We start from the raw sequence: 21,051 nt of genomic DNA, 5'->3' as shown, positions 1-21,051 counted from the left end.
TCAGTACGACGCGGCGTCGACGCGGGCGGCGGAGGCGTCGCCCGCCTGGCGCGCGGTCAGGTCGCCGAGGATGACGGCCGAGCCGCTGGTGCCGAAGCGGGTGACGCCGAGCTCGCGGAAGGCGAGGAGCGTGTCGAGGTCGCGGACGCCTCCCGAGGCCTTGACCTGGACGGCGTCGGAGACGGCCCCGCGCATCAGGCGCAGGTCGTGCTCGTTCGCGCCGCCGCCGCCGAAGCCGGTCGCGGTCTTGACGAAGTCGGCGCCCGCACGCTCGGCGGCCTCGCTGCCGGCGACGATCTGCTCGTCGTCGAGGTAGCTGGTCTCGAGGATCACCTTGACGACGTGGCCCTCGGCGGCCTCGACGACCGCGCGGATGTCGGCCTCGACGTCGTCGAGGAGTCCACTGCGCAGGCGGCCGATGTTGACGACCATGTCGAGCTCGACGGCGCCGTCGGCGAGGGCCTGCGTCGACTCCGCGACCTTCGCCGCGGTGGAGGTCGTGCCGTGCGGGAAGCCGATGACCGTCCCGACGAGGACGCCCGAGCCCTCGAGCCGGCGGACGGCGTGCGCGATGTCGGAGGGGCGCACGCAGACGCTGAAGACGCCGGCCGCGCGGGCCTCGTCGAGCTGCGCGTCGACCTCGGTCCGGGTCAGCTCGGGCTTGAGGATCGCGTGGTCGATGAGCGCCGCGATCTCGGCGACGGTCGGAAGGCTGCTTGTCATGCCCCCATTTTACGCGGCACGACGCGGCGCCTCGGCGGGACGGATCTCGATACGCCCGCTCCGCGGCCTACTCGATCAGCATGCTGAGGGCCATCCAGCCTGTGCGAGGCATCGCCCATCCGTCACGAACGGCTGCCTGAGAGCGAACGAAGGAGCCGTTCGCGACGGATCACCGTCCGGAACGAGGAGCGCCAGCGGGAACCGCGAGCGCATCGCGCAATCGCGTGCCAAGCGATTGAGCGCAGCGTACGCAGGACGCTCTACAAGAACCGACCACCTCAGGTAGCCGACTGCGGGAGGGGCGGCAGGGACGCCCCGACCCGGGAACGCCGAAGGCCCCCCGATCGCGAGATCGGGGGGCCTTCGGCGTGAGCGCAGCTAGCACGCTGGTGAGCGGCGCTGCGCGGCGCTTACCAGCTGCTCTTGGTGATGCCGGGCAGCTCGCCGCGGTGGGCCATGTCACGGAAGCGGACACGCGAGATGCCGAACTTCGAGAGGTTGCCGCGGGGGCGGCCGTCGACGGCGTCGCGCGAGCGGACGCGGACGGGCGAGGCGTTGCGGGGGAGCTTCTGGAGGCCCGTGCGGGCGGCCTCGCGGGACTCGTCGGTCCCGGCGGGGTCGACGAGGGCCTTCTTCAGCTCGAGGCGCTTGGCGGCGTAGCGGTCGACGACCACCTTGCGCTGCTCATTGCGGGCGATCTTGCTCTTCTTGGCCATACTTAGCGCTCCTCGCGGAAGTCGACGTGCTTGCGCACTACGGGGTCGTACTTCTTGAGCACGAGACGGTCGGGGTCGTTGCGGCGGTTCTTCTTGGTCACGTAGGTGTAACCGGTTCCGGCCGTCGAGCGGAGCTTGATGATCGGACGGACGTCCTGCTGCTTGGCCATTAGATCTTCACCCCACGAGCGAGAACATCCTTCACGACGGACTCGATGCCACGGGCGTCGATGACCTTGATGCCCTTGGCCGACAGCGTCAGCGTGACGTTACGGCGCAGGGACGGGACGTAGTACGTCTTCTTCTGCACGTTCGGGTCGAAGCGGCGCTTGGTGCGCCGGTGCGAGTGCGAGATGGCGTGTCCGAAGCCGGGAACGGCTCCGGTCACCTGGCAGACTGCTGCCATGGTTTCCTCCATGTGTGGGTACCGTGGGCCACGCGCGGCACGAGGCCTCGCCCGACCCACCCAAGGTCACTTGTCGGCGCACCGCCCGCCTGTCGAGGAGGACCGGGGTCCCGCCCGGAGGGCAGCGCGCAAGAGCGTGCAGATGCACGCAACCCGAGTAGCTTAGGCGACACGCGCGCACCCTGCAAGACTCGCCGGTGCTACGGTCGCTCCGGTGCACCGGGGGGTCCGGGTCGCCGCGGGGGGAATCATGAACGGCTCGAGGCCGGATGCACTGCGGCGCCGTGCGCTGCTGCTGGGGATCGCCTCCGCCGCCGCCGGTCTGGCCGGGTGCACGAGCACCGGGCGGCTCACGCCGACCGCGACGCCGGTGGCCGCGACCACGACTCCTACTCCCACCCCCGCTCCCCCGCCGCGCCCCGTGCCGACCGCGACGGCGACGCCCGTGCCGATCCGCGCGCGCTTCCCGCTCCCGGAGGGCACGATCACCGAGCTGCCCGGCGACGGGAACCTGATGGCGTGGACGGTCGACGACGGCGCCGACACCGACGTCGTCGCCGCCTACGCGCAGTTCGCGAAGGACACCGGCACCCGGCTCACCTTCTTCCTCAACGGGAAGTACGACTCCTGGACCGTGAACGCGCCGGCACTCGCGCCGCTCGTCGCGAGCGGGCAGGTGCAGCTCGCGAACCACACCTGGTCGCACGCCGACCTGACCTCGCTCTCGGACGACGGGATCCAGGAGGAGCTCGGCCGCAACGGCGACTTCATCCGCACCACCTACGGGGTGGAGGCGGCACCGTTCTACCGCCCGCCGTTCGGCTACACCGACGCGCGCAGCCGGGCGGCCGCGGCGGCCGTCGGCTACACGGCGACGACGCTCTGGTACGGCTCGCTCTCGGACTCGGGGCGGATCACGCCGGAGCAGCTGCTCGGCTTCGCGGACGAGTGGTTCCGGCCGCAGCGCATCGTGATCGGGCACGCGAACTTCGACCCGGTGACGATGGTCTACGCGCAGCTGGTCGACCTCCTCCGCGCCCGCTCCCTCGAGACGGTCACCCTCCGCGACGTCTTCGCCGTCTGACCCCCGCCCCGCCGGCTCCGCGAGATGCCACTTGTGCACGCTCTTCGCGGCGTGTCGCGCGCACAAGTGGCATCTCGCGGCGGGGATCAGACGCGCAGGGTCGCGCGGGCGGCGGCGGTGATCGCGGCGGCCACCGCGTCGAGGCTCGGGGTGTGCAGGGACCACTGCTGCCAGTAGAGGGGGACGTCGACGGGGGCGCCGCCGAGGGGGACGAGGCCCGGCGCGCCGACGGGGGCCTGCAGCTCGGGGAGCATGCCCCAGCCGAGACCCAGGCGCACGGCCTGCTCGAAGTCGGCCGAGCCGGGCACGCGGTGCTGCGGCGGGCGCGCCTCGACCCCCGCCGCGGCGAGGAACCGGGCCTGCAGGCGGTCCTTCTCGTCGAAGACGACCACGGGGGCGACGGCGAGCGCCGCCGCGTCCGGACCCTCCGGGAACCAGCGCTCGGCGAAGGCGGGGGCGGCCATCGCGCGGTAGCGCATCACGCCGAGCGGGGCGACGGTGCAGCCGAGCACCGCCTCCGCCTCGGCCGTCACCGCGGCGAGGACGGTGCCGTCGCGCAGGAACGCGGTGGTGTGCTCCTGGTCCTCGCGGTGCAGCTCGACGACGACCTCGGGGACGGTCGCGAGCGCGGGCAGGACCCAGGTCGCGAGCGAGTCCGCGTTGACGGCCATCGGCACGGTCACCGGTCCACGGCCCTCGCGCGCACCGCCGTCGAGCGCGCGGACGGCGTCCTCGGTGAGCAGCTCGATCTGGCGGGCGAGACGGAGGAGGCCGGCGCCCGCCTCGGTCGCGACGACGGGGCGCGAGCGCACCAGCAGCACCCGGCCGGCGGCGGACTCGAGCGCCTTGATCCGCTGGCTGAGCGCCGAGGGCGTGACGTGCAGCTCGCGCGCGGCGGCGTCGAACGAGCCGAAGCGCACCGCGGCGGCGAGGGCGCGGAGGCGGGCGAGGTCGAGGTCGTCGGTCAACATCGGGCTCCCCATCAGTTTTGCTTACGGTACTGAAGGAGCGTGAGCTGGTCTACAGGTTCGGTCACCCCTAGCGTCGGAGTCGTGTCCCCCCTCCTCGCCGCCGTGTCCGGCCTCGGCTTCGGCCTCTCGCTCATCATCGCCATCGGCGCCCAGAACGCGTTCGTCCTGCGGCAGGGGCTCCGCCGCGAGCACGTGCTCGCCGTCGTCGCGATCTGCGCGCTGGCGGATGCGGCGCTGATCATCCTCGGCATCGCCGGGATCGGCGCTGTGCTCGAGTCGGCGCCATGGCTGCTGGTGGTCATCCGCTGGGGCGGGATCGCCTTCCTCCTCGCCTACGCGGTGCTCGCCGCGCGGCGCGCACTGCGCCCCGGGACGCTGGAGGGCGACCCGGCCGGCGCCTCCACGTCGCTGCGGACGGCGATCGGCACCTGCCTCGCCCTGACGCTGCTCAACCCGCACGTGTACCTCGACACGGTGGTGCTGCTCGGCTCCGTCGCGAACACCCACGGCGACGAGCGCTGGTGGTTCGGCGCGGGGGCGGCGCTGGGCAGCGTGCTGTGGTTCACGGCGCTGGGCTTCGGGGCGCGGGCGCTGCGCCCGCTGTTCCGCAGCCGGACGGCCTGGCGGGTGCTCGACGGCGCGGTCGCGGTCGTAATGGTCGTGCTGGCGGTGTCGCTGGCGCTGTCGTCCTGAGCGGTCGTCCTGAGCGAAGGCGCGCCGGTCAGCCCGCGCGGACCATCGAGCGGGCGGCGAGCAGCCAGACGGCTCCGGTGGCGAGGATCGCGAGCGACCCGGCGATCGAGGCCACGATCGAGATCCCGATCAGCAGCCCCTGCGAAGGCGTCGCCGTGACCAGCAGCGGGACGGTCGTCGCGAATCCTCCGGCGGCGTTCACGGCCACGGCGACCGCGGCGATCACCACCACCCGCCGCGGGACGGTGCGCGAGCGCCCGAGCGCGACGAGCCCCACCACTCCGGCGGCCGCGGTGAGCACGGCCAGGGTGAGCACGAGCGTCGAAGCGGCGATCATCTCGGGCGTGGACGTCGAGCCCGTCGTGCTCGGCGAGGACCAGGACACGATGGGCCGCAGCACGATCAGGACCGCGAAGACGATCAGCGCCGTCGCTCCGGTCGGGCCGACGAGCCCGCCCTTCGAGTCGGCGCCGCGCGCGAGGACCGAGGCGGCGGCCGCGAGCAGGGCCGCCCCGAGGAGGACGACGGCGCGCGCCGCGAGCAGGGAGCCGGAGCCGGTCGGGGCGAACAGGAACACGACGTCCAGCAGGCCGGCGGCCGCGACGAAGAGGCCGGCGAGGCGCAGGGTGGCCGCGCGCCGGGCCGCGGACGGCGCACCGGTGACCGGAGTCGTCATCGGGGTCCCCTCTCCCGTGCTGGACCCTCCACGCTAGCGCGCTCGACTCCTCGCTCATTGTTCTACTAATATTGCGAACATGTTGCTGCGTGTCGACCACTCCTCGCCGCGCTCGCTGGCCGATCAGCTCGAGGCGCAGGTCCGCGCCGCTGTGGCGGCGGGCGAGCTCTCGGCGGGCGACCGCCTGCCGCCGGCGCGGGAGCTGGCCGACTCCCTCGGCATCAACATGCACACCGTGCTGCGCGCGTACGCCGCGCTCCGCGACGACGGGATCCTGCAGATGCGACGGGGCCGCGGTGCCTGGATCGCGGAGTCGGCCGGCCCCGGCCTCGTGCGCGTCACCGCCCTCGTCGAGCAGCTCGTCGCCGAGGCCCGCCGCAGCGGCATCAGCCGCGCCGACGTCATCCGCCTTCTCGAGAGGACCGCACCGTGACCACCACCGGCACCACCACCGACCGCAGCCCGCGCACGCTCGTCGCCGCCGCGTCGCTCCTGCTCCCCGCCGCGGCGGTCCTCGTCTCACTGGCCGTCCTCGGCGAGCGGCTCCCGCCCGTGCTCGCCTCGCACTGGTCGAGCACCGGCGCCGCGGACGAGTCGCAGCCCGTCGCGGTCCTCCTCCGGCTGGCACTGCTGCTGGCGGGCGTCCCCGCCGTCGCCGGACTCGTCGCCGCGGCACTCGGCCGCGCCCCGCGCCTCCTGCTCGGCGGACTCGGCCTCGTCGCCGGTCTCGGTGCCGGCGCCTGGGCGACCTCGGTCGGCACGACGCTGGCCGCGGGGTCGGCGGAGGAGGCCGTGCTCGGCGCCTGGCTTCTCGCACTCCTCGGCGGTGGGCTGTTCGCCGTGGTGCCGGCGCTGATCGCGCCGCCCACCCGGCACGCACCGCGGGTCGCCGTCGACCGGCTGCCGCTCGGCCGCGAGGAGACCGGTGCTTGGTCGCACACCGTCACCGGCCGGGTGTTCGCCGTCACGGGAGTGGTGCTGCTGCTCATCGCGGCGGCCGCCGTCCCGGGGCTGCTCGCCACGGGCGACACGGGACCGGCGATCGCGATGGCGATCGTGCTCGGAGCGAGCGCGGTCGTGATGCTCGGCTTCACCCGCCTGCGCGTCACGGCCGACCGTCGCGGGCTGCGCGTGGTGTCCCGGGCGCTCGGCATCCCGCTGCGGCGGATCCCGCTGGCGTCGATGGCGTCGGTGACCACCGCGGCGCTTCGCCCGTCGGAGTGGGGCGGCTGGGGCTACCGGATGTCCCCGGGCCGCTCGGCCCTCATCCTCCGCGCCGGCCCGGGGCTCGTCGTGACGACCACCCACGGCAGCGAGTTCGCGATCAGCCTCAGCGACCCGGAGACCCCGGCCGCCCTCCTCGAGACGCTGCGCCGACGCGCCGAGGACCGACGCGCGTAGGGTGCGAGCGAGTGAGCACGAGGGAGTGGGCATGAGCGAGCTGCGCAGCAAGACGGTGACCTGGCACGATCCGATGGCCGGGGCGGCCGCGGCGATGCGGATGAGCGGGCTGGACTACCTGCGGGCGATGCAGGACGGGACGATCCCGCCGCCGCCGATCATCACGCTGATGAACATGGAGCTCGGCGCGGTCGACGAGGGCCGGGTGGAGTTCCGCTGCTCGCCGGACGAATCGCACTACAACCCGATCGGGCGGGTGCACGGCGGCTTCGTCTGCACGGTGCTCGACTCGGCGGCGGGCTGCGCGGTGCAGTCGACGCTGCCGATCGGCGTCGGCTACACCTCGCTCGACCTCACCGTCAGCTACCTCCGCGGGCTGCACCAGGACAGCGGCGAGCTGCTCGCCGTCGGCACGGTCGTCAAGCCGGGCCGCCGCGTGGCGTTCGCCGAGGCGAGGGTGACGGACGCGCAGGGGCGCCTGGTCGCGACGGCCACGTCGACGCTGCTGGTGTTCCCGCTCGGCGAGAGCGCGTGAGCGCGAGGACGCGAAGGTACTCCGCCATGCTGGTCGAGTAGCCCCGCCAGGGGCGTATCGAGACCCACCCCCCTCAGAAGGGCTGAGCTGCAGACTCGTCCTTCTGACGCTGGTCGATCTCGATACGCCCGCTCCGCGGGCTACTCGATCAGCATGAGCCGCCCGGTGAACCGGCCACTCGATCAGCAGGTGCCGCCGCGCGGACGGAAGCCGCGTGGCACGAACGCGGGTCGCCCGCAAGTGGCAACGCGGGTTCCCGCGCTGTGGTCGCATGGAGGCCGGATGCCGCCGCTCGGGCGCCTCCCCGATGCGACAGGACCTGCATGCCCACGACCGCGAGCCGGCCGACGATCTTCGCCCTGCACGGGCTCGGCCTCAGCGGCCGCCTCTTCGATCCGCTCGCCCGCGAGCTCGCCGACGCGGCGGACGTCGTGGCGATCGATCTGCCCGGCTACGGCGACGCGCGCGACGCCGAGGACGTCTCGCTCGAGGCGATGACGACCGCCGTGATCCGCACGATCCGCGAGCACGGCGCCTCGCGCTGGCTGCTCGTCGGTCACAGCATGGGCGGGAAGGTCGCCTCGCTGGTCGCCGCGCGCACGCTGTCGGGCCGCTCCGGACTCTTCGGGCTCGCGGGCGTCGTGCTGCTGGCCGGCTCGCCGCTCTCGCCCGAGCCGATGCCCGAGGAGAAGCGGAGCGAGATGCTCGGCTGGGTCGCCGACGGCCCCCTCGACGCGGAGCACGCGCGCACCTTCCTCGAGCAGAACATCGGCGGTGACCTCCCTGCCGCCGAGGACCGGCAGGCGCTCGCCGATCTGCTCCGCTCCTCCCCCGCCGCCTGGCGCGACTGGCTGGAGACCGGCAGCCTCGAGGACCGCACGGACGTCGCCGATCTGCTCTCCGCCCTGCCCGCGCTGCTGATCGCGGGCGGCGAGGACGGCGACCTCGGCGCCGACGGCCAGCGCGCGACCAACGCCCGCAGCTACCCGCGCGCCCGCCTGGTCGAGCTGCCCGGCGCCGGCCATCTGCTGCCGATCGAGCGGCCGGTCGAGGTCGCCGCGGCGATCCGCGCCTTCTGGACCGACGAGGCCGGCACCGGACCGGCCGTGCCCGCCGACGTCGCGGAGACGATCCGCTCCAGCCGCACCACCTCCCGGATCCGCGCGCTCTTCGCCGAGCGCCTGCTCGCGGACGACCCGGCGTACGCGCCGAAGGCGCTCACTCCCGCCCAGCTGACGACGCTGCGCGCCGTCGCGGACCGGGTGGTGCCGCAGGACAGCGGCGACAGCGCCGCCCCCGGCCGGATCGACCTCGCCGCCCGCGTCGACGCCCAGCTCGCGGCCGGCCGCGGCGACGGCTGGCGCAACGCCGACCTGCCGAGCGACCCCGAGGCCTACCGCCTCGGCCTCGACGCGCTCGCCGGAGTCGACGGCCTCTCCCCCGAGGAGCAGGACGCGCGGCTCGAGGCGCTCGGCACGGAGCCGCTCGGCGCGTTCAGCGCGGAGCAGGCGAAGGCCTGGTTCGAGGACTGCCGCAACGACCTGGTCCGGCAGTGGCTCGCGCACCCCGCGAGCCTGGCGCGCATCGGCTTCGACGGCTACGCCACGGGCGGCGACGCCCTCCCGCTCCTGGGCTTCACCGCCCTCGGCGCCGACGCGCACGACACCTGGGAGCCCGGGACACGGGAGCCCGGCACCCGCGAGCACAGCACCGGCGAACCCGGCACTCCGCAGAACAGCACGAGGAACCTCCGATGAACACCACCGGCATGCGCCGCTACTCCCCCGACGAGGTCGTCGACGCCGTCGTGATCGGCACCGGCGCCGGGGGTGCGCCGATCCTCGCGACCCTCGCCGCGCGAGGCCTCCGTGTCGTCGCGCTCGAGGCCGGACCGCACTTCGATCCGCTGACCTTCACGGCCGACGAGACCGAGGCGACCGAGATCAACTGGATGGAGGAGCGCCTCAGCGGCGGCAGCACGCCCACCGCCTTCGGCCCCAACAACAGCGGTCGCGGCGTGGGCGGCTCGACCCTGCACTGGGGCGCCTTCACCCCGCGCCCCGACCCGCGCGACCTGCTGCTGCGGACCGAGTCGGGCCTCGGCCGCGACTGGCCCGTCACGCACGCCGAACTCGTGCCCTACCTGGAGCGGGCGGAGGCGACCATCGGCGTCTCCGGGCCGGCGGACTACCCGTGGGACCCCTCGCGCCGCTACCTGCAGGCGCCGGTGGACCGCAACGCCTCCGCCGAGATGATGCTGCGCGGCTGCGCGGCCCTCGGGATCCGCGCCACCGACGCACCGGCCGCCGTCCTCAGCGCCGGGCGCGATCAGGAGGCGCACGGCGAGCGCGCCTCCTGCCGCAACTGCGGGCAGTGCCACCAGGGCTGCCGCACCGGCGCCAAGGGGAGCATGGACACCTCCTACCTGCCGCTCGCGGTGCGCGACGGTGCCGAGATCCGTGCGGAGTCCTTCGTGCACGGGATCGAGCTCGACGCGGCCGGGAAGGTCAGCGCCGTCCTCTACACCGCAGACGGGGTCGAGCACCGGCAGCGCTGCTCCGCCCTCTTCCTCTGCGCGGGCGGGGTCGAGACGCCGCGGCTGCTCCTGCACACCGGCGTCGCGAACAGCAGCGGGCTGGTCGGCCGCAACTTCCTCGCGCACGGCGCCACCCAGGTCTGGGGCACCTTCGACGAGGAGATGCGCGGCTACCGCGGCTACCCCTCCTCCGTCATCACCGAGGACACCGTGCGCCCGGCCGACGCGGACTTCGCCGGCGGGTACCTGATCCAGAGCCTCGGCACGATGCCGCTCACCCAGGCGACCTCGTTCGTCCGCGGCGCCGGACTGTGGGGGCCGTCGCTGATGCAGGCCCTCGACGACTACCGCTTCATGGCGGGCGTCGGCATCAATGCGGAGTGCCTGCCCTCGGACGACAACCGGCTCGTGCTGACCGATGAGCTCGACGAGCACGGGGTTCCGAAGGCGCGGATCACCTTCTCGCCGGGCTCGAACGAGGAGGCGATCGACCAGCACGCGATCCAGACGATGACCGCGATCGTCGAGGCGGCGGGCGCGCGCAGCACCCGGGTGATCGCCCGCACGGCGCACACGCTCGGCACCTGCCGGATGGGCACCGACCCGGGCGACGCGGTCGTCGACGGCGACGGGCGCAGCTTCGACGTGCCGAACCTGTTCGTCTGCGACAACTCGGTCTTCCCGAGCGCGATCATCGCGAACCCGGCGCTGCTGACGGTCGCGCTCGCGCTCCGCACGGCGGACCGCTTCCTCGCGGCGTAAGCGGGCGGGCGCCTCCCGCGAGATGCCACTTGTGCACGCTTTCGTCGGCGTGTCGCGTGCACAAGTGGCATCTCGCGAGGGGGAACGAGGGATTTACACGTCGGAAACTTCTCAGAAATCGCACAGCATCTGGGGGCGGTTGAGTGGGAGAACACCCCTCACCCGATGGAGCCCGCATGCCCCTGTCCCGGCCGTCCACACGCCTCGCCCTCGGCGCGGCACTCGCCGCCACCCTCTCGCTCGTCGCCTGCTCCGGAGCGAGCGACGCCGCCTCCGGAGACGGCGGCGACACGGTCCCCGTCACCGTCGGCACCCTCCGCGGCCAGCCGCACTTCTACCAGCCGTTCCTCTACGAGCAGTTCGCCGAGGAGGGCGTCGAGTTCGAGGTGATCACCCTCGACACCACGCCCGCGCTCAGCGACGCGCTGGTCGCCGGGACGATCGACTTCGCGATCTCGGGCGTCACCCCGACGATCGCCTCGATCGCGCAGGACCGGGACCTGAAGATCGTCGCGTCCGCCGCGGACGGCGGCTCGGGCTTCCTCGGCGGTGAGGGCATCTCCTCCGTCGAGGACCTGGCCGGCAAGAAGGTCGGCTACATCCAGGGCAGCGCCCAGGAGGTCGCGCTGCGCTACTACCTCGACCAGGCGGAGCTCACCGACGACGACCTCGAGCTGATCACGATCCCGGTGCCCGAGATGGCGTCCGCGTTCACCAGCGGCTCGATCGACGCGTTCTTCGGCGTGGAGATCGGCGTCTCGATCGCGGAGGCGGCCGGCGGCACCGAGATCGCCGACCCGTACGCGACGCCGATCGGCCGGGTGAACATCGGCCTGGTCACCACCGGCGCGATGATCGAGGAGCAGCCGGAGGTCGTGCAGAAGGTCGTCGACACCCACGCCGCGACGACCGCCTACATGGCCGAGAGCGTCGACGAGTGGCTGCCGGACATGATCGCCGAGTTCGGCGGCGACCAGGAGGTGCTCGAGTCGGCCTTGGAGAACTTCTGGCTCCGCTCCGACCTGAGCGAGGAGTACCAGGGCCAGCTCGGCGCGCTCGCGACGCAGATGCAGGAGCTCGGCTTCATCGACTCCGCGCCCGCGATCGAGGACGTCGTCGACACCTCGTTCGCGCCCGAGGCCTGAGCGGTCGGCCGATGACCACCACGACGCGCCCCGCCGAGGCGGCGACCGCCACCGAGCGGCTGTCGACCGTCCGGCGCCGGCGCCGCCCCGGGCGCAGCGGCTGGACGACCTTCCTGCTGGGCCTGCCCGTCCCGATCCTCTTCCTGCTGCTCTGGCAGTTCGGGCGGGCGGGCGAGTGGGAGCTGCCGTTCGGCATCCGGATGGCGTTCCTGCCCTACCCGGGCGACGTGCTGGTCTCGCTGATCGACTACGCCGTCGCGGGCTTGCGGGACGACGCCTTCAGCGGGCTGCTCTGGACCGACCTGGCGGCGAGCGCCGGCCGCGTCTTCGGCGGCTTCGCGCTCGCCACGGTGCTCGCGGTGCCGCTCGGCGTGCTGATGGGCCGGTACTACGCGATCAACTCGCTGTTCGATCCGTTCATCAACCTGTTCCGGCCGGTGCCGGCGACGGCCTGGGTGCCGCTGGTCGCGCTGCTGATCGGCTACGGCGACCAGGCGTCGATCTTCCTGATCACGCTGTCGGCGTTCTTCCCGATCGTGCTCGGCACGATCAGCGGGGCGCGCCAGGTGCCGCCGCGGCTGATCGAGGCGGCGCGGATGCTGGGCACGTCGCGGGCGGGCGTGCTCGTCCGGGTGGTGCTGCCGGCCTCCGCCGCCGCCATCGTGAACGGCATGCGCATCGGCCTCGGCCTCGCCTGGGTCGTGCTGGTGCTCAGCGAGACGACGGGCGTGAGCACGGGCCTCGGCTCGACGATCTTCCTCGCGCGCGACGTGGTGCGCACCGACCTGATCGTGGTCGGGATGATCTGCATCGCGATCGCGGGATTCGCCTCCGACCGGCTGCTCCTGCTCCTGTTCCGCGTGCTCTTCGGCCGCCGGCCGCTCGTCAAGTGAGGACCCGATGACGCTCTCCGCTGCCGCCCCCGGCCCCGCCGCCGGCCCCTCCGCTCCGGGCACCTCTGCTCCCGCCCGCACCGCGGACGTCCACGTGCTCGATCTGGCGAAGCGCTACGACACCGCCGGCGGCGGCGTGCTCGCCATGGCCGACGTCTCGCTCGACGTCCGCTCGGGCGAGTTCGTCGCCGTGGTCGGCGCGAGCGGCTGCGGCAAGTCGACGCTGCTGCGCATCCTCGCCGGCTTCGAGGAGGCGACGGAGGGCGTCGTCGAGGTCGGCGGCCGGGCCGTCTCGGCGCCCGGCCCGGACCGCGGCGTCGTGTTCCAGGACTACGGGTTGTTCCCGTGGCTGAGCGTGCGCGAGAACGTCGCGTACGGTCCGCGGCGCAAGAAGCTGCCGAAGGCCGCGGCCGCCGAGGTGACCGACCGCTTCATCGAGGCGGTGGGGCTCACCCGCTTCGCCGACCGCTTCCCGGGCGAGCTGTCCGGCGGCATGCAGCAGCGGGTCGCGATCGCGCGGGTGCTGGCGAACGAGCCGTCGGTGCTGCTGATGGACGAGCCGTTCGGCGCGCTCGACGCGCTCACCCGCTCCGATCTGCAGGTCGAACTCAAGCGGATCCACCGCGAGACGGGCACCACCGTGCTGTTCGTGACGCACTCGATCGAGGAGGCGGTCTACCTCGCCGACCGCGTCGTGGTGATGACCGGCGGCGCCTCGCACGGCGTGCCCGGGCACATCAGCGAGATCGTGACGGTCGACCTGCCCGGCGAGCGCGACGTGACGTCCCCGGACTTCAACGCCTGCAAGCGCCGCATCTCCGCCCTGGTGCACGCGCCGGCCTGACGCTGCGCCGCGAGATGCCACTTGTGCACGCTTTCCTCGGCGTGTCGCGTGCACAAGTGGCATCTCGCGGAGGGGGACGGGGGAGGCTTCGGGGACCGTCTGAAGGAGGAGTCGTCGTGACCAGCACCGATCGCGCAGGCCGGATCGCCAGGAGCGCCCTCGCCGGGGTGCTGCTCGTCAACGCGGTGCCGCACGGTGTCGCGGCGCTGCAGGGGCGGAGGTTCCCCTCGCCGTTCGCCACGCCGCCGGGGCGCGGGCTGTCGTCGCCGCTCGTGAACGCGGGCTGGAGCGCGGCGAATCTCGTCGCCGGGCTGGCCGCCTTGCCGCGCCGCAGGTCGAGGCGCGCCGCGATCGTCGGCGCGGGCGCCATGGGCGTCCTCCTCGCCGCCTACTTCGGGAGCCTCGACCTCGACTGACGTCCTCGCTCCCCCGCGAGATGCCACTTGTGCACGCTTTCGTCGGCGTGTCGCGTGCACAAGTGGCATCTCGCGGCACCGCGCAATGGGCTCCTCCGCCCGGAACGGCGAGGATCGGGCCAGCGCAATCGGACGGGAACGCGGGGGTCATCGCGGTGAAACGGGCGGCCGCTTGACTGGGGGCATGAGCGCAGCGCACCCCGACTCCCCGATCGTCGTCACCGGCGTGGTCGTCCCCGGCGACCAGCGCGGCCGCCTGCTCGGCTTCCCGACGGCGAACCTCCCGCTGGACGTCGGCGGCCTCTCCGACGGCGTCTACGCCGGCACCGTGATCGACGAGACGGACGGCTCGACGCACCTCGCCGCCGTCTCGGTCGGCCGCCGCACGAGCTTCTACGGCCGCGACGGCGAGCGCCTGCTCGAGGCGCACCTGCTCGACTACGCCGGCGATCTCTACGGGCACGAGATCCGGGTGGAGCTGCACGCCAAGCTCCGGCCGCAGCGCCGCTACCGCGGGGCCGAGGCGCTGGTCGAGCAGCTGCGGCGCGACGTCGCGGCGACGCGGACCTGGGCGCGGGAGCGCGACACTGCTCCCCCGCACCGCGGCCGCCGGCTCCCGGTGCGCGCGCGTCGGGTCCTCGACTCCCGCGATCTCGAGCGCCGGCAGGCGGAGCGCGAGTCGCTCCGGCTCGCCGCCCTGGCGCGCTCGGTCGGCGAGCTGCTCGAGAGCGGCGCCGAGCGGGAGACGACGCACGAGCTGGTCGCCGAGCGCAGCCGGATCCCGGTGGCCTACCTCCGCTGGGCGTACCCGACCACGCAGGACCTCCTGGCCGCCGCCTCCTCGGTCCCGCGCTTGTAACCCAGGTTTAACCCCCGCGTGACGGCCCGTGCGAAAGCCGACCTACGGTGGGAATTCGGGGCACTCCGGCCCCCTGAGGAGGCACGCCGTGGACGACGACTTCGAGCTCGCAGAGGCCCTGGGACGCGCTCGCGAAGGCAGCCAGCGCCGCATCCGCGAGCTCCTGCAGAGCAGCCCGCGCCGGGCGCACGCGCTGCTGCGCGCGAGCATCCGCCGCGGCCTGATCACCGAGAAGGACCTCGTCGAGGAGCACGACCTCGTGATGTCGATGATGATGAGCCGCAACTCCATCCGCAGCGCCCTGCAGCAGCTCGGCTCCGAGGGCCTGATCCGCCGCCGACAGCGGATCGGCACCAACGTCGTCGGCAGCATCTGGGAGCTGCCGCTGCTCTCGCTGCTGCCCACCGGCGGCTGGGCGATGGGCGCCGACTCGGTGCAGCACCCGGGCGGCCTCGAGATGGTCTGCGAGGTGACCGACGTCAGCGAGGTGATCGCGCACCGGCACATCCGCGAGCGCCTCGAGCTCGACGGCGACCGGGTGGTGATGGCCGAGCAGCTGGTCTCGATCGAGGGTGTGCCGGCCGGCATCATCGTCGGCTACCACCCGATCGCCGACGCGACGGGACCGCGCTCGGACCGGGAGGCGCTGGACGAGGCCGTCCGCGTGTTCATCGACACTGTCCGCTCCTCCCCCGGCAACCAGGTCGAGGCCACCGTGGAGGCGGTCAACGCCGACGAGCGCACCGCCCGCATCCTGGGCCTGAAGGAGGGCGCGGCGATCCTCACCCGCGAGACCCTCGTGCGCGACGCCGCCGGGGTCCCGCAGTTCCTCGCCTACGGCCACTACCGCGGCGACCGCGTGGCGCTCTGGGCCGAGGACCCGGAGGTGGCGGCGATGCGCTTCACCGCCGCGCCGGCACCGGCGAATTGACGACCCTCGTTCGGAGAAGAGCCGGTCAGCTCACGTTTCCCCCGCGCCGGACCGACGCGCAATGCAGTGTTGACGGTGACGACGCCGTGCCGAAATACCGGCCCGCTGTACTGAGGTCGACCCCGTGATCACCCCTCCCGGAAAGGAGACCGCATGCTCCGCTTCGTCTCGCGCCGCCTCGTGCAGGGCCTCGTCACGGTCTTCGGAGTCGTGACGGTCGCCTTCTTCCTCGTCCGCCTCTCCGGGAACCCGGCGGCGCTGCTGCTGGGCCCGGAGGCCTCCCAGGCGGACGTCGCGCGGCTCTCGGCCTCGCTCGGCTTCGACCAGCCGCTGCTGTTCCAGTACACCGGCTTCCTCGCCGGCGCCCTCACCGGCGACTTCGGCGACTCGCTGCGCCAGGGCACGCCCTCGCTCGAGCTGGTCCTGCAGCGCCTCCCCGCGACGCTCCAGCTCGCGCTGACCAGCTTCGTGCTGGGGCTCGTGCTCGCCTTCGTCGTGGTGCTGATCCTGCAGCTGTCCGACTCGTCGCGGCTGCGCAACACGGTGCTCTGGTTCGCCAGCGCCCGCCAGGCGATCCCGTCCTTCTGGTTCGGCATCCTGCTGGTGATGGTGTTCGCGGTGAGCCTCGGGCTGCTGCCGGCGCTCGGCAACAACTCGCCGCTGTCGATCGTCCTGCCCGCGGTGACCATCGCGACCCTCGAGTTGGCCCTCTACATCCGCCTGCTCGACACCGGCTTCGCCGAGCAGTACCGGATGGACTACGTCCGCACCGCCTACGCCAAGGGCCAGCGTCGCAGCGTCGTGATCCTCCGTCACATGCTGCCCAACGCGCTGCTGCCCGTGATCACCGTCGCCGGGCTCAACCTCGGCGCGCTGCTGGGCGGCACGGTCGTCGTGGAGCTGGTCTTCAACTGGCCGGGCGTCGGGCAGCTGCTGATGCAGTCGATCTCGAACCGCGACTACACCGTGGTGCAGTCGGCGATCCTCGTCATCGCGCTCTTCTTCGTGGTCGTCAACGTCCTCGTCGATCTCGTCTACGCCGCCCTCGACCCGAGAGTGAGACTCCAGTGAGCCCCGCCCCCGCCAGCAGGCCCGACACGAGGCCCGTCACGACTCCCGCCACCACCGTCACGCCGACCCAGATCCTCGCGATCCAGCGGGTGCGCCGGCTGTTCCGGCGGCCGCAGCCGGGCACCGGCGGTCGCGCACCGCTCAGCGCCTCGTTCTTCGTCGCGACCGGACTGGTCGTGATCGTGGTGCTGACCATCGTGCTGGTGCCGCTGCTGCCGTTCTTCGACCCGGACACGCAGGACCTGCGCGCCCGCTTCCTCCTGCCGCTCGCCGACCCGGCGCACCTGCTGGGCACCGACGCGCTGGGCCGCGACATGCTCTCCCGCCTGGCCGTCGCCGGCCGCGTCTCGCTGTCGATCGCGGTGCCGGCCGTGGCCCTCAACCTGCTGATCGGGGTGACGCTCGGGCTGATCGCGGGCTACTTCGGCGGGAGGCTCGACAACGTCATCTCGGCGCTCTCGGACATCCAGCTCGCCATCCCGATCATGCTGCTGCTGATCGCGATCGTCTCGGCGATCGGCCCGAGCGTGCTGACGCTGATCGTGGTGATCGGCGTCGCCAACTGGGTCGGCTACGCCCGCGTCGCCCGCGCCACGGCCTGGTCGCTGCGCGAGCGCGAGTTCATCTGGGCGCCGAAGACCCACGGGGCCACGCACGGCTGGATCCTGCGCAAGCACCTCGTTCCGAACGTGATCCCGGCCCTCGCGGTGCTGGTGCCGTTCGACCTCGGCGTGATCGTGCTGCTGGAGGCGGCGCTGTCGTTCCTGGGCCTGGGCATCCAGGCGCCCACCCCGAGCTGGGGCGGGATGATCGAGGAGGGCCAGACCTACCTCCGCGACAGCCCGATGATCACGATCCTCCCCGGCCTGATGCTCTTCATGCTCGTGGCCGGGCTCCAGTTCATGAGCCAGCGCCTCACCGGCGTCCAGTCGCAGAAGGCGGAGTAGACCATGACCAGCACCCTCCCCGGCATCCCCGGCAACCCCGGCGCCCCCGTCCTCAGCGTCCGCGACCTCGTGATCGAGGCCGGCCCGAAGGAGGCGCCCGTGCGCCTGGTCGACGGCATCGGCTTCGACGTGCTGCCTGGCGAGGTGGTCGCGATCGTCGGCGAGTCCGGCTCGGGCAAGTCGATGACGATGCTCTCGACCATGGGGCTGCTGCCCCGGGGCGTCCGGGTCGCCGGCGGCGAGATCCTGCTCGGCGGCGTCGACCTGCGCACGATCGACCAGGCGGCGCTGCGCTCGATCCGCGGCCGCTCGCTGTCGATGATCTTCCAGGACCCGATGACCTCGCTGAACCCGGTGATGCGGATCGGCACGCAGATCGCCGAGATGATCACGCTGCACGAGAAGGGGCTGACCCGAGCGCAGGTCCGCGACAAGGCGCTCCGCCTGCTCGAGCTGGTCCACCTGCCCGACCCGGAGCGCCGGCTGCGCGCCTACCCGCACGAGCTCTCGGGCGGCCAGCGCCAGCGGGTGATGATCGCGATGGCGATCGCCCACGAGCCGGGGATGCTGATCGCCGACGAGCCGACGACGGCGCTCGACGTGACCGTGCAGGCGCAGGTGATGAGCGTGCTGCAGGAGGTGCGCGAGCGGCTGAGCTCCTCGCTCGTCCTGGTCACCCACGACCTCGGCCTGGTCGCCGAGAACGCCGACCGGGTGCTGGTGATGCACCAGGGCCGGATCGTGGAGAGCGGCACGACCCTCGACGTCTTCCGCGACCCGCAGGACGACTACACCAAGCGGCTGCTCGCGAGCATCCTGCCGGTCACCGGCCGCGAGGCGCGCGCCGTCGAGCCGGTCGTGCACGCCGTGGAGCACCCGCACGCCGAGCCGGTCGTCGAGGTGTCGGACGTCCGCGTGCACTTCCCGCAGCGCGGCGCCTGGGGCCGCGCGGCCGAGCCGTTCCGCGCGGTCGACGGCGTCTCCTTCCGCCTCGAGGCGGGCCGCACGCTCGGGCTGGTCGGCGAGTCCGGCTGCGGGAAGTCGACCCTCGTGCGCACGATCCTGGGCATGCAGAAGCCGACCTCCGGCTCGGTCTCCTACCGCGGCACCGTCGTCTCCGAGCTGAGCGACCGGGCCCGCCGACCGCTGCGGGCCTCGATCCAGGCCGTCTTCCAGGACCCGTACTCGTCGCTGGATCCGCGGCTGACCGTGCACGAGATCGTCGCCGAGCCGCTGCGGATCAACCGGGTCTACTCGGCCGCCCGCGTCGCCGAGGTGCTCGAGCAGGTGGGGCTGACCCGCGAATCGGCCTCACGGCGGCCGGCCGACTTCTCCGGCGGCCAGCGCCAGCGGGTGGGCATCGCCCGCGCCCTGGCGCTCAAGCCCGACGTGCTCGTGCTCGACGAGCCAACCTCGGCGCTCGACGTCTCGATCCAGGCGCAGGTGATGGCGCTGCTCACCGAGCTGCAGTCCGAGCTCGGGCTGGCCTACCTCTTCGTCTCGCACGACCTGTCGGTCGTCCGGGCGCTCGCGGACGACGTCGCGGTGATGCACCGCGGCCTGCTCGTCGAGACCGGGCCGACCGCCGCGGTCTTCGACGATCCGCAGCACGCCTACACCCGCTCGCTGCTCGCCTCCGCCCCCGTGCCCGACCCGACCCGCCGGCGGCGCTCCCTGCCCGCCGCCGCCTGACGCACCGGCCGGCACCGCCGCTCGTCCGCAGCGCACCGCCCCACCGGCCAGCGCCGTCCCACCGCACCGTCCCACCAGCCAGCACCGCCCGCACCGTCGCTCCGCCCGCACCGCCGCACTGCACGCCTGCGCCTCCGCAGCGCCGCAGCCCTCCGACGAAAGGCCCTCCCCCATGCCCCGAAGCACGCAGCCCCGCCGCACCCGCCGCCGCAGCGCCCGCCGCCGGCTCGTCGCCGCCGCGGCCCCCGCCGCCGCGCTCGCCCTGCTGCTCAGCGCCTGCAGCGGCCCGGCCTCCTCGAGCGACGCCGGCGCGGCGAAGGACTCGATCGTCGTCGCCCAGCCCAGCGACCTCGCGAACGCCGACCCCGTGATCGACAACGGCCTCTACTCGACGAACATCTTCCACGCCGTCTACGACCAGCTGACGAGCGTCGACGGCGAGGGCGCGCTCCAGCCGCGCCTCGCGACGGAGTGGACCGCGAGCGAGGACGCGACGACCTGGACGTTCACCCTCCGCGACGACGCGACCTTCAGCGACGGCACCCCGGTCACCGCCGAGGACGTGCGCTTCAGCTTCCAGGCGGTCATCGACGCTCCGGATTCGCTGAACAAGATCTACACGAACAACATCGCGAGCATGACGGTGGTCGACGACACCCACCTCACCTTCGAGCTGACCGCCGGCGACGCCGCCTTCACCCGCCGGGTCTACTACATCTCGATCGTGCCGGAGGAGTACTACACCTCGGTCGGCTCGGCCGGCTTCGCCGAGGCGCCGATCGGCTCCGGCCCGTACACCTTCGAGAGCTGGACCCCGGGCGTCTCGACCGTGCTCGCCGCGTACCCGGACTACTGGGGCGGCGAGCCGGCGATCGCGAACGTCACCGTCGAGCCGATCGCCGACGCCGACGCGCGGCTGAACGGCCTGCTCTCCGGCGACATCGACCTCACCGCGATCACCCCCGCGCAGGTCGCCTCGGTCGAGGGCTCGGGCTACACCGTGGCCGAGGGCCAGTCGAACCAGCTCGTCTACGTCGGCTTCAACGAGACCTCCGGCGGGCCGCTCGCGGACGCCGATCTGCGCAGCGCCATCAGCCTCGCGATCGACCGCGAGACGATCATCGAGACGATCCACGACGGCTACGCGACGGTCGCGAACGCGTCCTCCGTCGCTCCGAACGTCAACGGCTTCGACGCCGAGCTGCCCGATCTCGCCTACGACCCGGCGGCGGCGGAGGAGCTCGTCGCGTCCTCCGGCTACGACGGCAGCGCGATCACCTTCCAGTACCCGACCGGCGGCAACGTGCCCAACTCGGCCGAGGTCGCGCAGGCCATCGCCTCGCAGCTCGCGGAGGTGGGCATCACGGTCGAGCTGGAGGGCGTGGAGTACTCCTCCTACGTTCTGCTGACCTCGTCGAAGTCGCACCCGGGGATGTACATCACCCAGTTCTCGCCGTCGATGATGGACGCCTCCACCACGCTGAACTACCTCTACGGCCCGACCGGCTACGCGATCTTCTCCGACCCGGACGTCGACGCGCTGATCGTCGAGGCCAACGCGACGGTCGACGTCGACGCCCGCAACGCCGTCATCGCCGAGATCTGGGCGCTGAACGCCGAGCGGACCCACCTCGCGAACATCGACTACACCGTCGGCACCTACGGGGTCGCCCCGGGCCTGGACTGGACCCCGCGCGCCGACGGCCACGTCGACTGGCGCGAGGCGAGCTGGCAGTAGCCGTCGGCCGAT

The 21,051-nt window shown here is 73.0% G+C and carries 23 protein-coding genes; 17 read left to right on the top strand and 6 right to left on the bottom strand.

The window, feature by feature from the left end:
- The 4 genes from deoC to rpmB all read right to left on the bottom strand — a co-directional run bounded on the left by deoC (window position 1) and on the right by rpmB (window position 1,845).
- Window positions 1-723, bottom strand: a complete 723-nt coding sequence (deoC, locus tag EDF45_RS02220) for a deoxyribose-phosphate aldolase (RefSeq protein ID WP_123734815.1) — start codon at window positions 721-723, stop codon at window positions 1-3.
- A 410-nt stretch (window positions 724-1,133) separates the two neighbouring features.
- A complete protein-coding gene (rpsN, locus tag EDF45_RS02215) occupies window positions 1,134-1,439 on the bottom strand; it encodes a 30S ribosomal protein S14 (protein WP_123444774.1) in 306 nt (101 codons plus the stop codon).
- 2 nt (window positions 1,440-1,441) lie between these two features.
- Window positions 1,442-1,609, bottom strand: a complete 168-nt coding sequence (rpmG, locus tag EDF45_RS02210) for a 50S ribosomal protein L33 (protein WP_027692168.1) — start codon at window positions 1,607-1,609, stop codon at window positions 1,442-1,444.
- Window positions 1,609-1,845, bottom strand: coding sequence for a 50S ribosomal protein L28 (rpmB, locus tag EDF45_RS02205; RefSeq protein WP_056038148.1), 237 nt, complete (start codon window positions 1,843-1,845; stop codon window positions 1,609-1,611). The genes rpmG and rpmB overlap by 1 nt, the downstream gene beginning before the upstream one ends.
- Window positions 1,846-2,095: 250 nt before the next feature.
- Here rpmB and EDF45_RS02200 point away from each other — a divergent pair, with 250 nt between their 5' ends.
- Complete coding sequence (locus tag EDF45_RS02200; RefSeq protein ID WP_123734814.1) at window positions 2,096-2,929, top strand: polysaccharide deacetylase family protein; 834 nt, start codon at window positions 2,096-2,098, stop codon at window positions 2,927-2,929.
- Window positions 2,930-3,015: 86 nt separating this feature from the next.
- On the opposite strand, the gene EDF45_RS02195 is transcribed toward EDF45_RS02200, so the two are convergent.
- Window positions 3,016-3,900, bottom strand: coding sequence for an ArgP/LysG family DNA-binding transcriptional regulator (locus EDF45_RS02195; protein ID WP_123734813.1), 885 nt, complete (start codon window positions 3,898-3,900; stop codon window positions 3,016-3,018).
- 81 nt (window positions 3,901-3,981) lie between these two features.
- On the opposite strand from EDF45_RS02195, the gene EDF45_RS02190 reads away from it, so the two are divergent.
- Complete coding sequence (locus EDF45_RS02190; protein ID WP_208323005.1) at window positions 3,982-4,593, top strand: LysE/ArgO family amino acid transporter; 612 nt, start codon at window positions 3,982-3,984, stop codon at window positions 4,591-4,593.
- A 28-nt stretch (window positions 4,594-4,621) separates the two neighbouring features.
- On the opposite strand, the gene EDF45_RS02185 is transcribed toward EDF45_RS02190, so the two are convergent.
- Window positions 4,622-5,269 (bottom strand): hypothetical protein, encoded by a 648-nt coding sequence (locus EDF45_RS02185; protein WP_123734811.1) that lies wholly within the window; start codon window positions 5,267-5,269, stop codon window positions 4,622-4,624.
- Between the two features lie 79 nt (window positions 5,270-5,348).
- On the opposite strand from EDF45_RS02185, the gene EDF45_RS02180 reads away from it, so the two are divergent.
- From EDF45_RS02180 to EDF45_RS02105, 15 genes are all read left to right on the top strand, one after another.
- Window positions 5,349-5,702, top strand: coding sequence for a GntR family transcriptional regulator (locus tag EDF45_RS02180; protein ID WP_123734810.1), 354 nt, complete (start codon window positions 5,349-5,351; stop codon window positions 5,700-5,702).
- Window positions 5,699-6,670: a hypothetical protein gene (locus EDF45_RS02175; protein ID WP_123734809.1), complete on the top strand. Its 972-nt coding sequence runs from the start codon at window positions 5,699-5,701 to the stop codon at window positions 6,668-6,670. The genes EDF45_RS02180 and EDF45_RS02175 overlap by 4 nt, the downstream gene beginning before the upstream one ends.
- 31 nt (window positions 6,671-6,701) lie before the next feature.
- Window positions 6,702-7,205, top strand: coding sequence for a PaaI family thioesterase (locus tag EDF45_RS02170; protein ID WP_123734808.1), 504 nt, complete (start codon window positions 6,702-6,704; stop codon window positions 7,203-7,205).
- Between the two features lie 323 nt (window positions 7,206-7,528).
- Entirely contained in the window at window positions 7,529-8,962 is a 1,434-nt protein-coding gene (locus EDF45_RS02165) for an alpha/beta hydrolase (protein ID WP_123734807.1), read from the top strand.
- Entirely contained in the window at window positions 8,959-10,503 is a 1,545-nt protein-coding gene (locus tag EDF45_RS02160) for a GMC family oxidoreductase (RefSeq protein WP_123734806.1), read from the top strand. The genes EDF45_RS02165 and EDF45_RS02160 overlap by 4 nt, the downstream gene beginning before the upstream one ends.
- A gap of 176 nt (window positions 10,504-10,679) precedes the next feature.
- Window positions 10,680-11,648, top strand: coding sequence for an ABC transporter substrate-binding protein (locus EDF45_RS02155; protein ID WP_123734805.1), 969 nt, complete (start codon window positions 10,680-10,682; stop codon window positions 11,646-11,648).
- Between the two features lie 11 nt (window positions 11,649-11,659).
- Window positions 11,660-12,541 (top strand): ABC transporter permease, encoded by an 882-nt coding sequence (locus EDF45_RS02150; RefSeq protein ID WP_123734804.1) that lies wholly within the window; start codon window positions 11,660-11,662, stop codon window positions 12,539-12,541.
- Between the two features lie 7 nt (window positions 12,542-12,548).
- Window positions 12,549-13,385 (top strand): ABC transporter ATP-binding protein, encoded by an 837-nt coding sequence (locus tag EDF45_RS02145; protein WP_123734803.1) that lies wholly within the window; start codon window positions 12,549-12,551, stop codon window positions 13,383-13,385.
- A 116-nt stretch (window positions 13,386-13,501) separates the two neighbouring features.
- Window positions 13,502-13,801 (top strand): hypothetical protein, encoded by a 300-nt coding sequence (locus tag EDF45_RS02140; RefSeq protein ID WP_207901598.1) that lies wholly within the window; start codon window positions 13,502-13,504, stop codon window positions 13,799-13,801.
- 184 nt (window positions 13,802-13,985) lie between these two features.
- Window positions 13,986-14,660 carry a riboflavin kinase gene (locus EDF45_RS02135; RefSeq protein WP_221181073.1) on the top strand — a complete coding sequence of 225 codons (675 nt, stop codon included), beginning with the start codon at window positions 13,986-13,988 and terminating at the stop codon, window positions 14,658-14,660.
- 88 nt (window positions 14,661-14,748) lie between these two features.
- Complete coding sequence (locus tag EDF45_RS02130; RefSeq protein WP_123701565.1) at window positions 14,749-15,591, top strand: GntR family transcriptional regulator; 843 nt, start codon at window positions 14,749-14,751, stop codon at window positions 15,589-15,591.
- Between the two features lie 153 nt (window positions 15,592-15,744).
- Complete coding sequence (locus tag EDF45_RS02125) at window positions 15,745-16,662, top strand: ABC transporter permease (RefSeq protein ID WP_123734800.1); 918 nt, start codon at window positions 15,745-15,747, stop codon at window positions 16,660-16,662.
- Window positions 16,659-17,609, top strand: coding sequence for an ABC transporter permease (locus EDF45_RS02115; RefSeq protein ID WP_166649570.1), 951 nt, complete (start codon window positions 16,659-16,661; stop codon window positions 17,607-17,609). The genes EDF45_RS02125 and EDF45_RS02115 overlap by 4 nt, the downstream gene beginning before the upstream one ends.
- A gap of 3 nt (window positions 17,610-17,612) precedes the next feature.
- A complete protein-coding gene (locus EDF45_RS02110) occupies window positions 17,613-19,301 on the top strand; it encodes an ABC transporter ATP-binding protein (RefSeq protein ID WP_123734798.1) in 1,689 nt (562 codons plus the stop codon).
- Between the two features lie 172 nt (window positions 19,302-19,473).
- Window positions 19,474-21,039: an ABC transporter substrate-binding protein gene (locus EDF45_RS02105; RefSeq protein ID WP_123734797.1), complete on the top strand. Its 1,566-nt coding sequence runs from the start codon at window positions 19,474-19,476 to the stop codon at window positions 21,037-21,039.
- Window positions 21,040-21,051 lie beyond the last annotated feature (12 nt).

This window comes from Rathayibacter sp. PhB186, assembly GCF_003751825.1.
GTDB lineage: Bacteria > Actinomycetota > Actinomycetes > Actinomycetales > Microbacteriaceae > Rathayibacter > Rathayibacter festucae.
The sequence above is the reverse complement of the archived record's forward strand: the minus strand, read 5'-3'. Positions and strand labels throughout refer to the sequence as shown.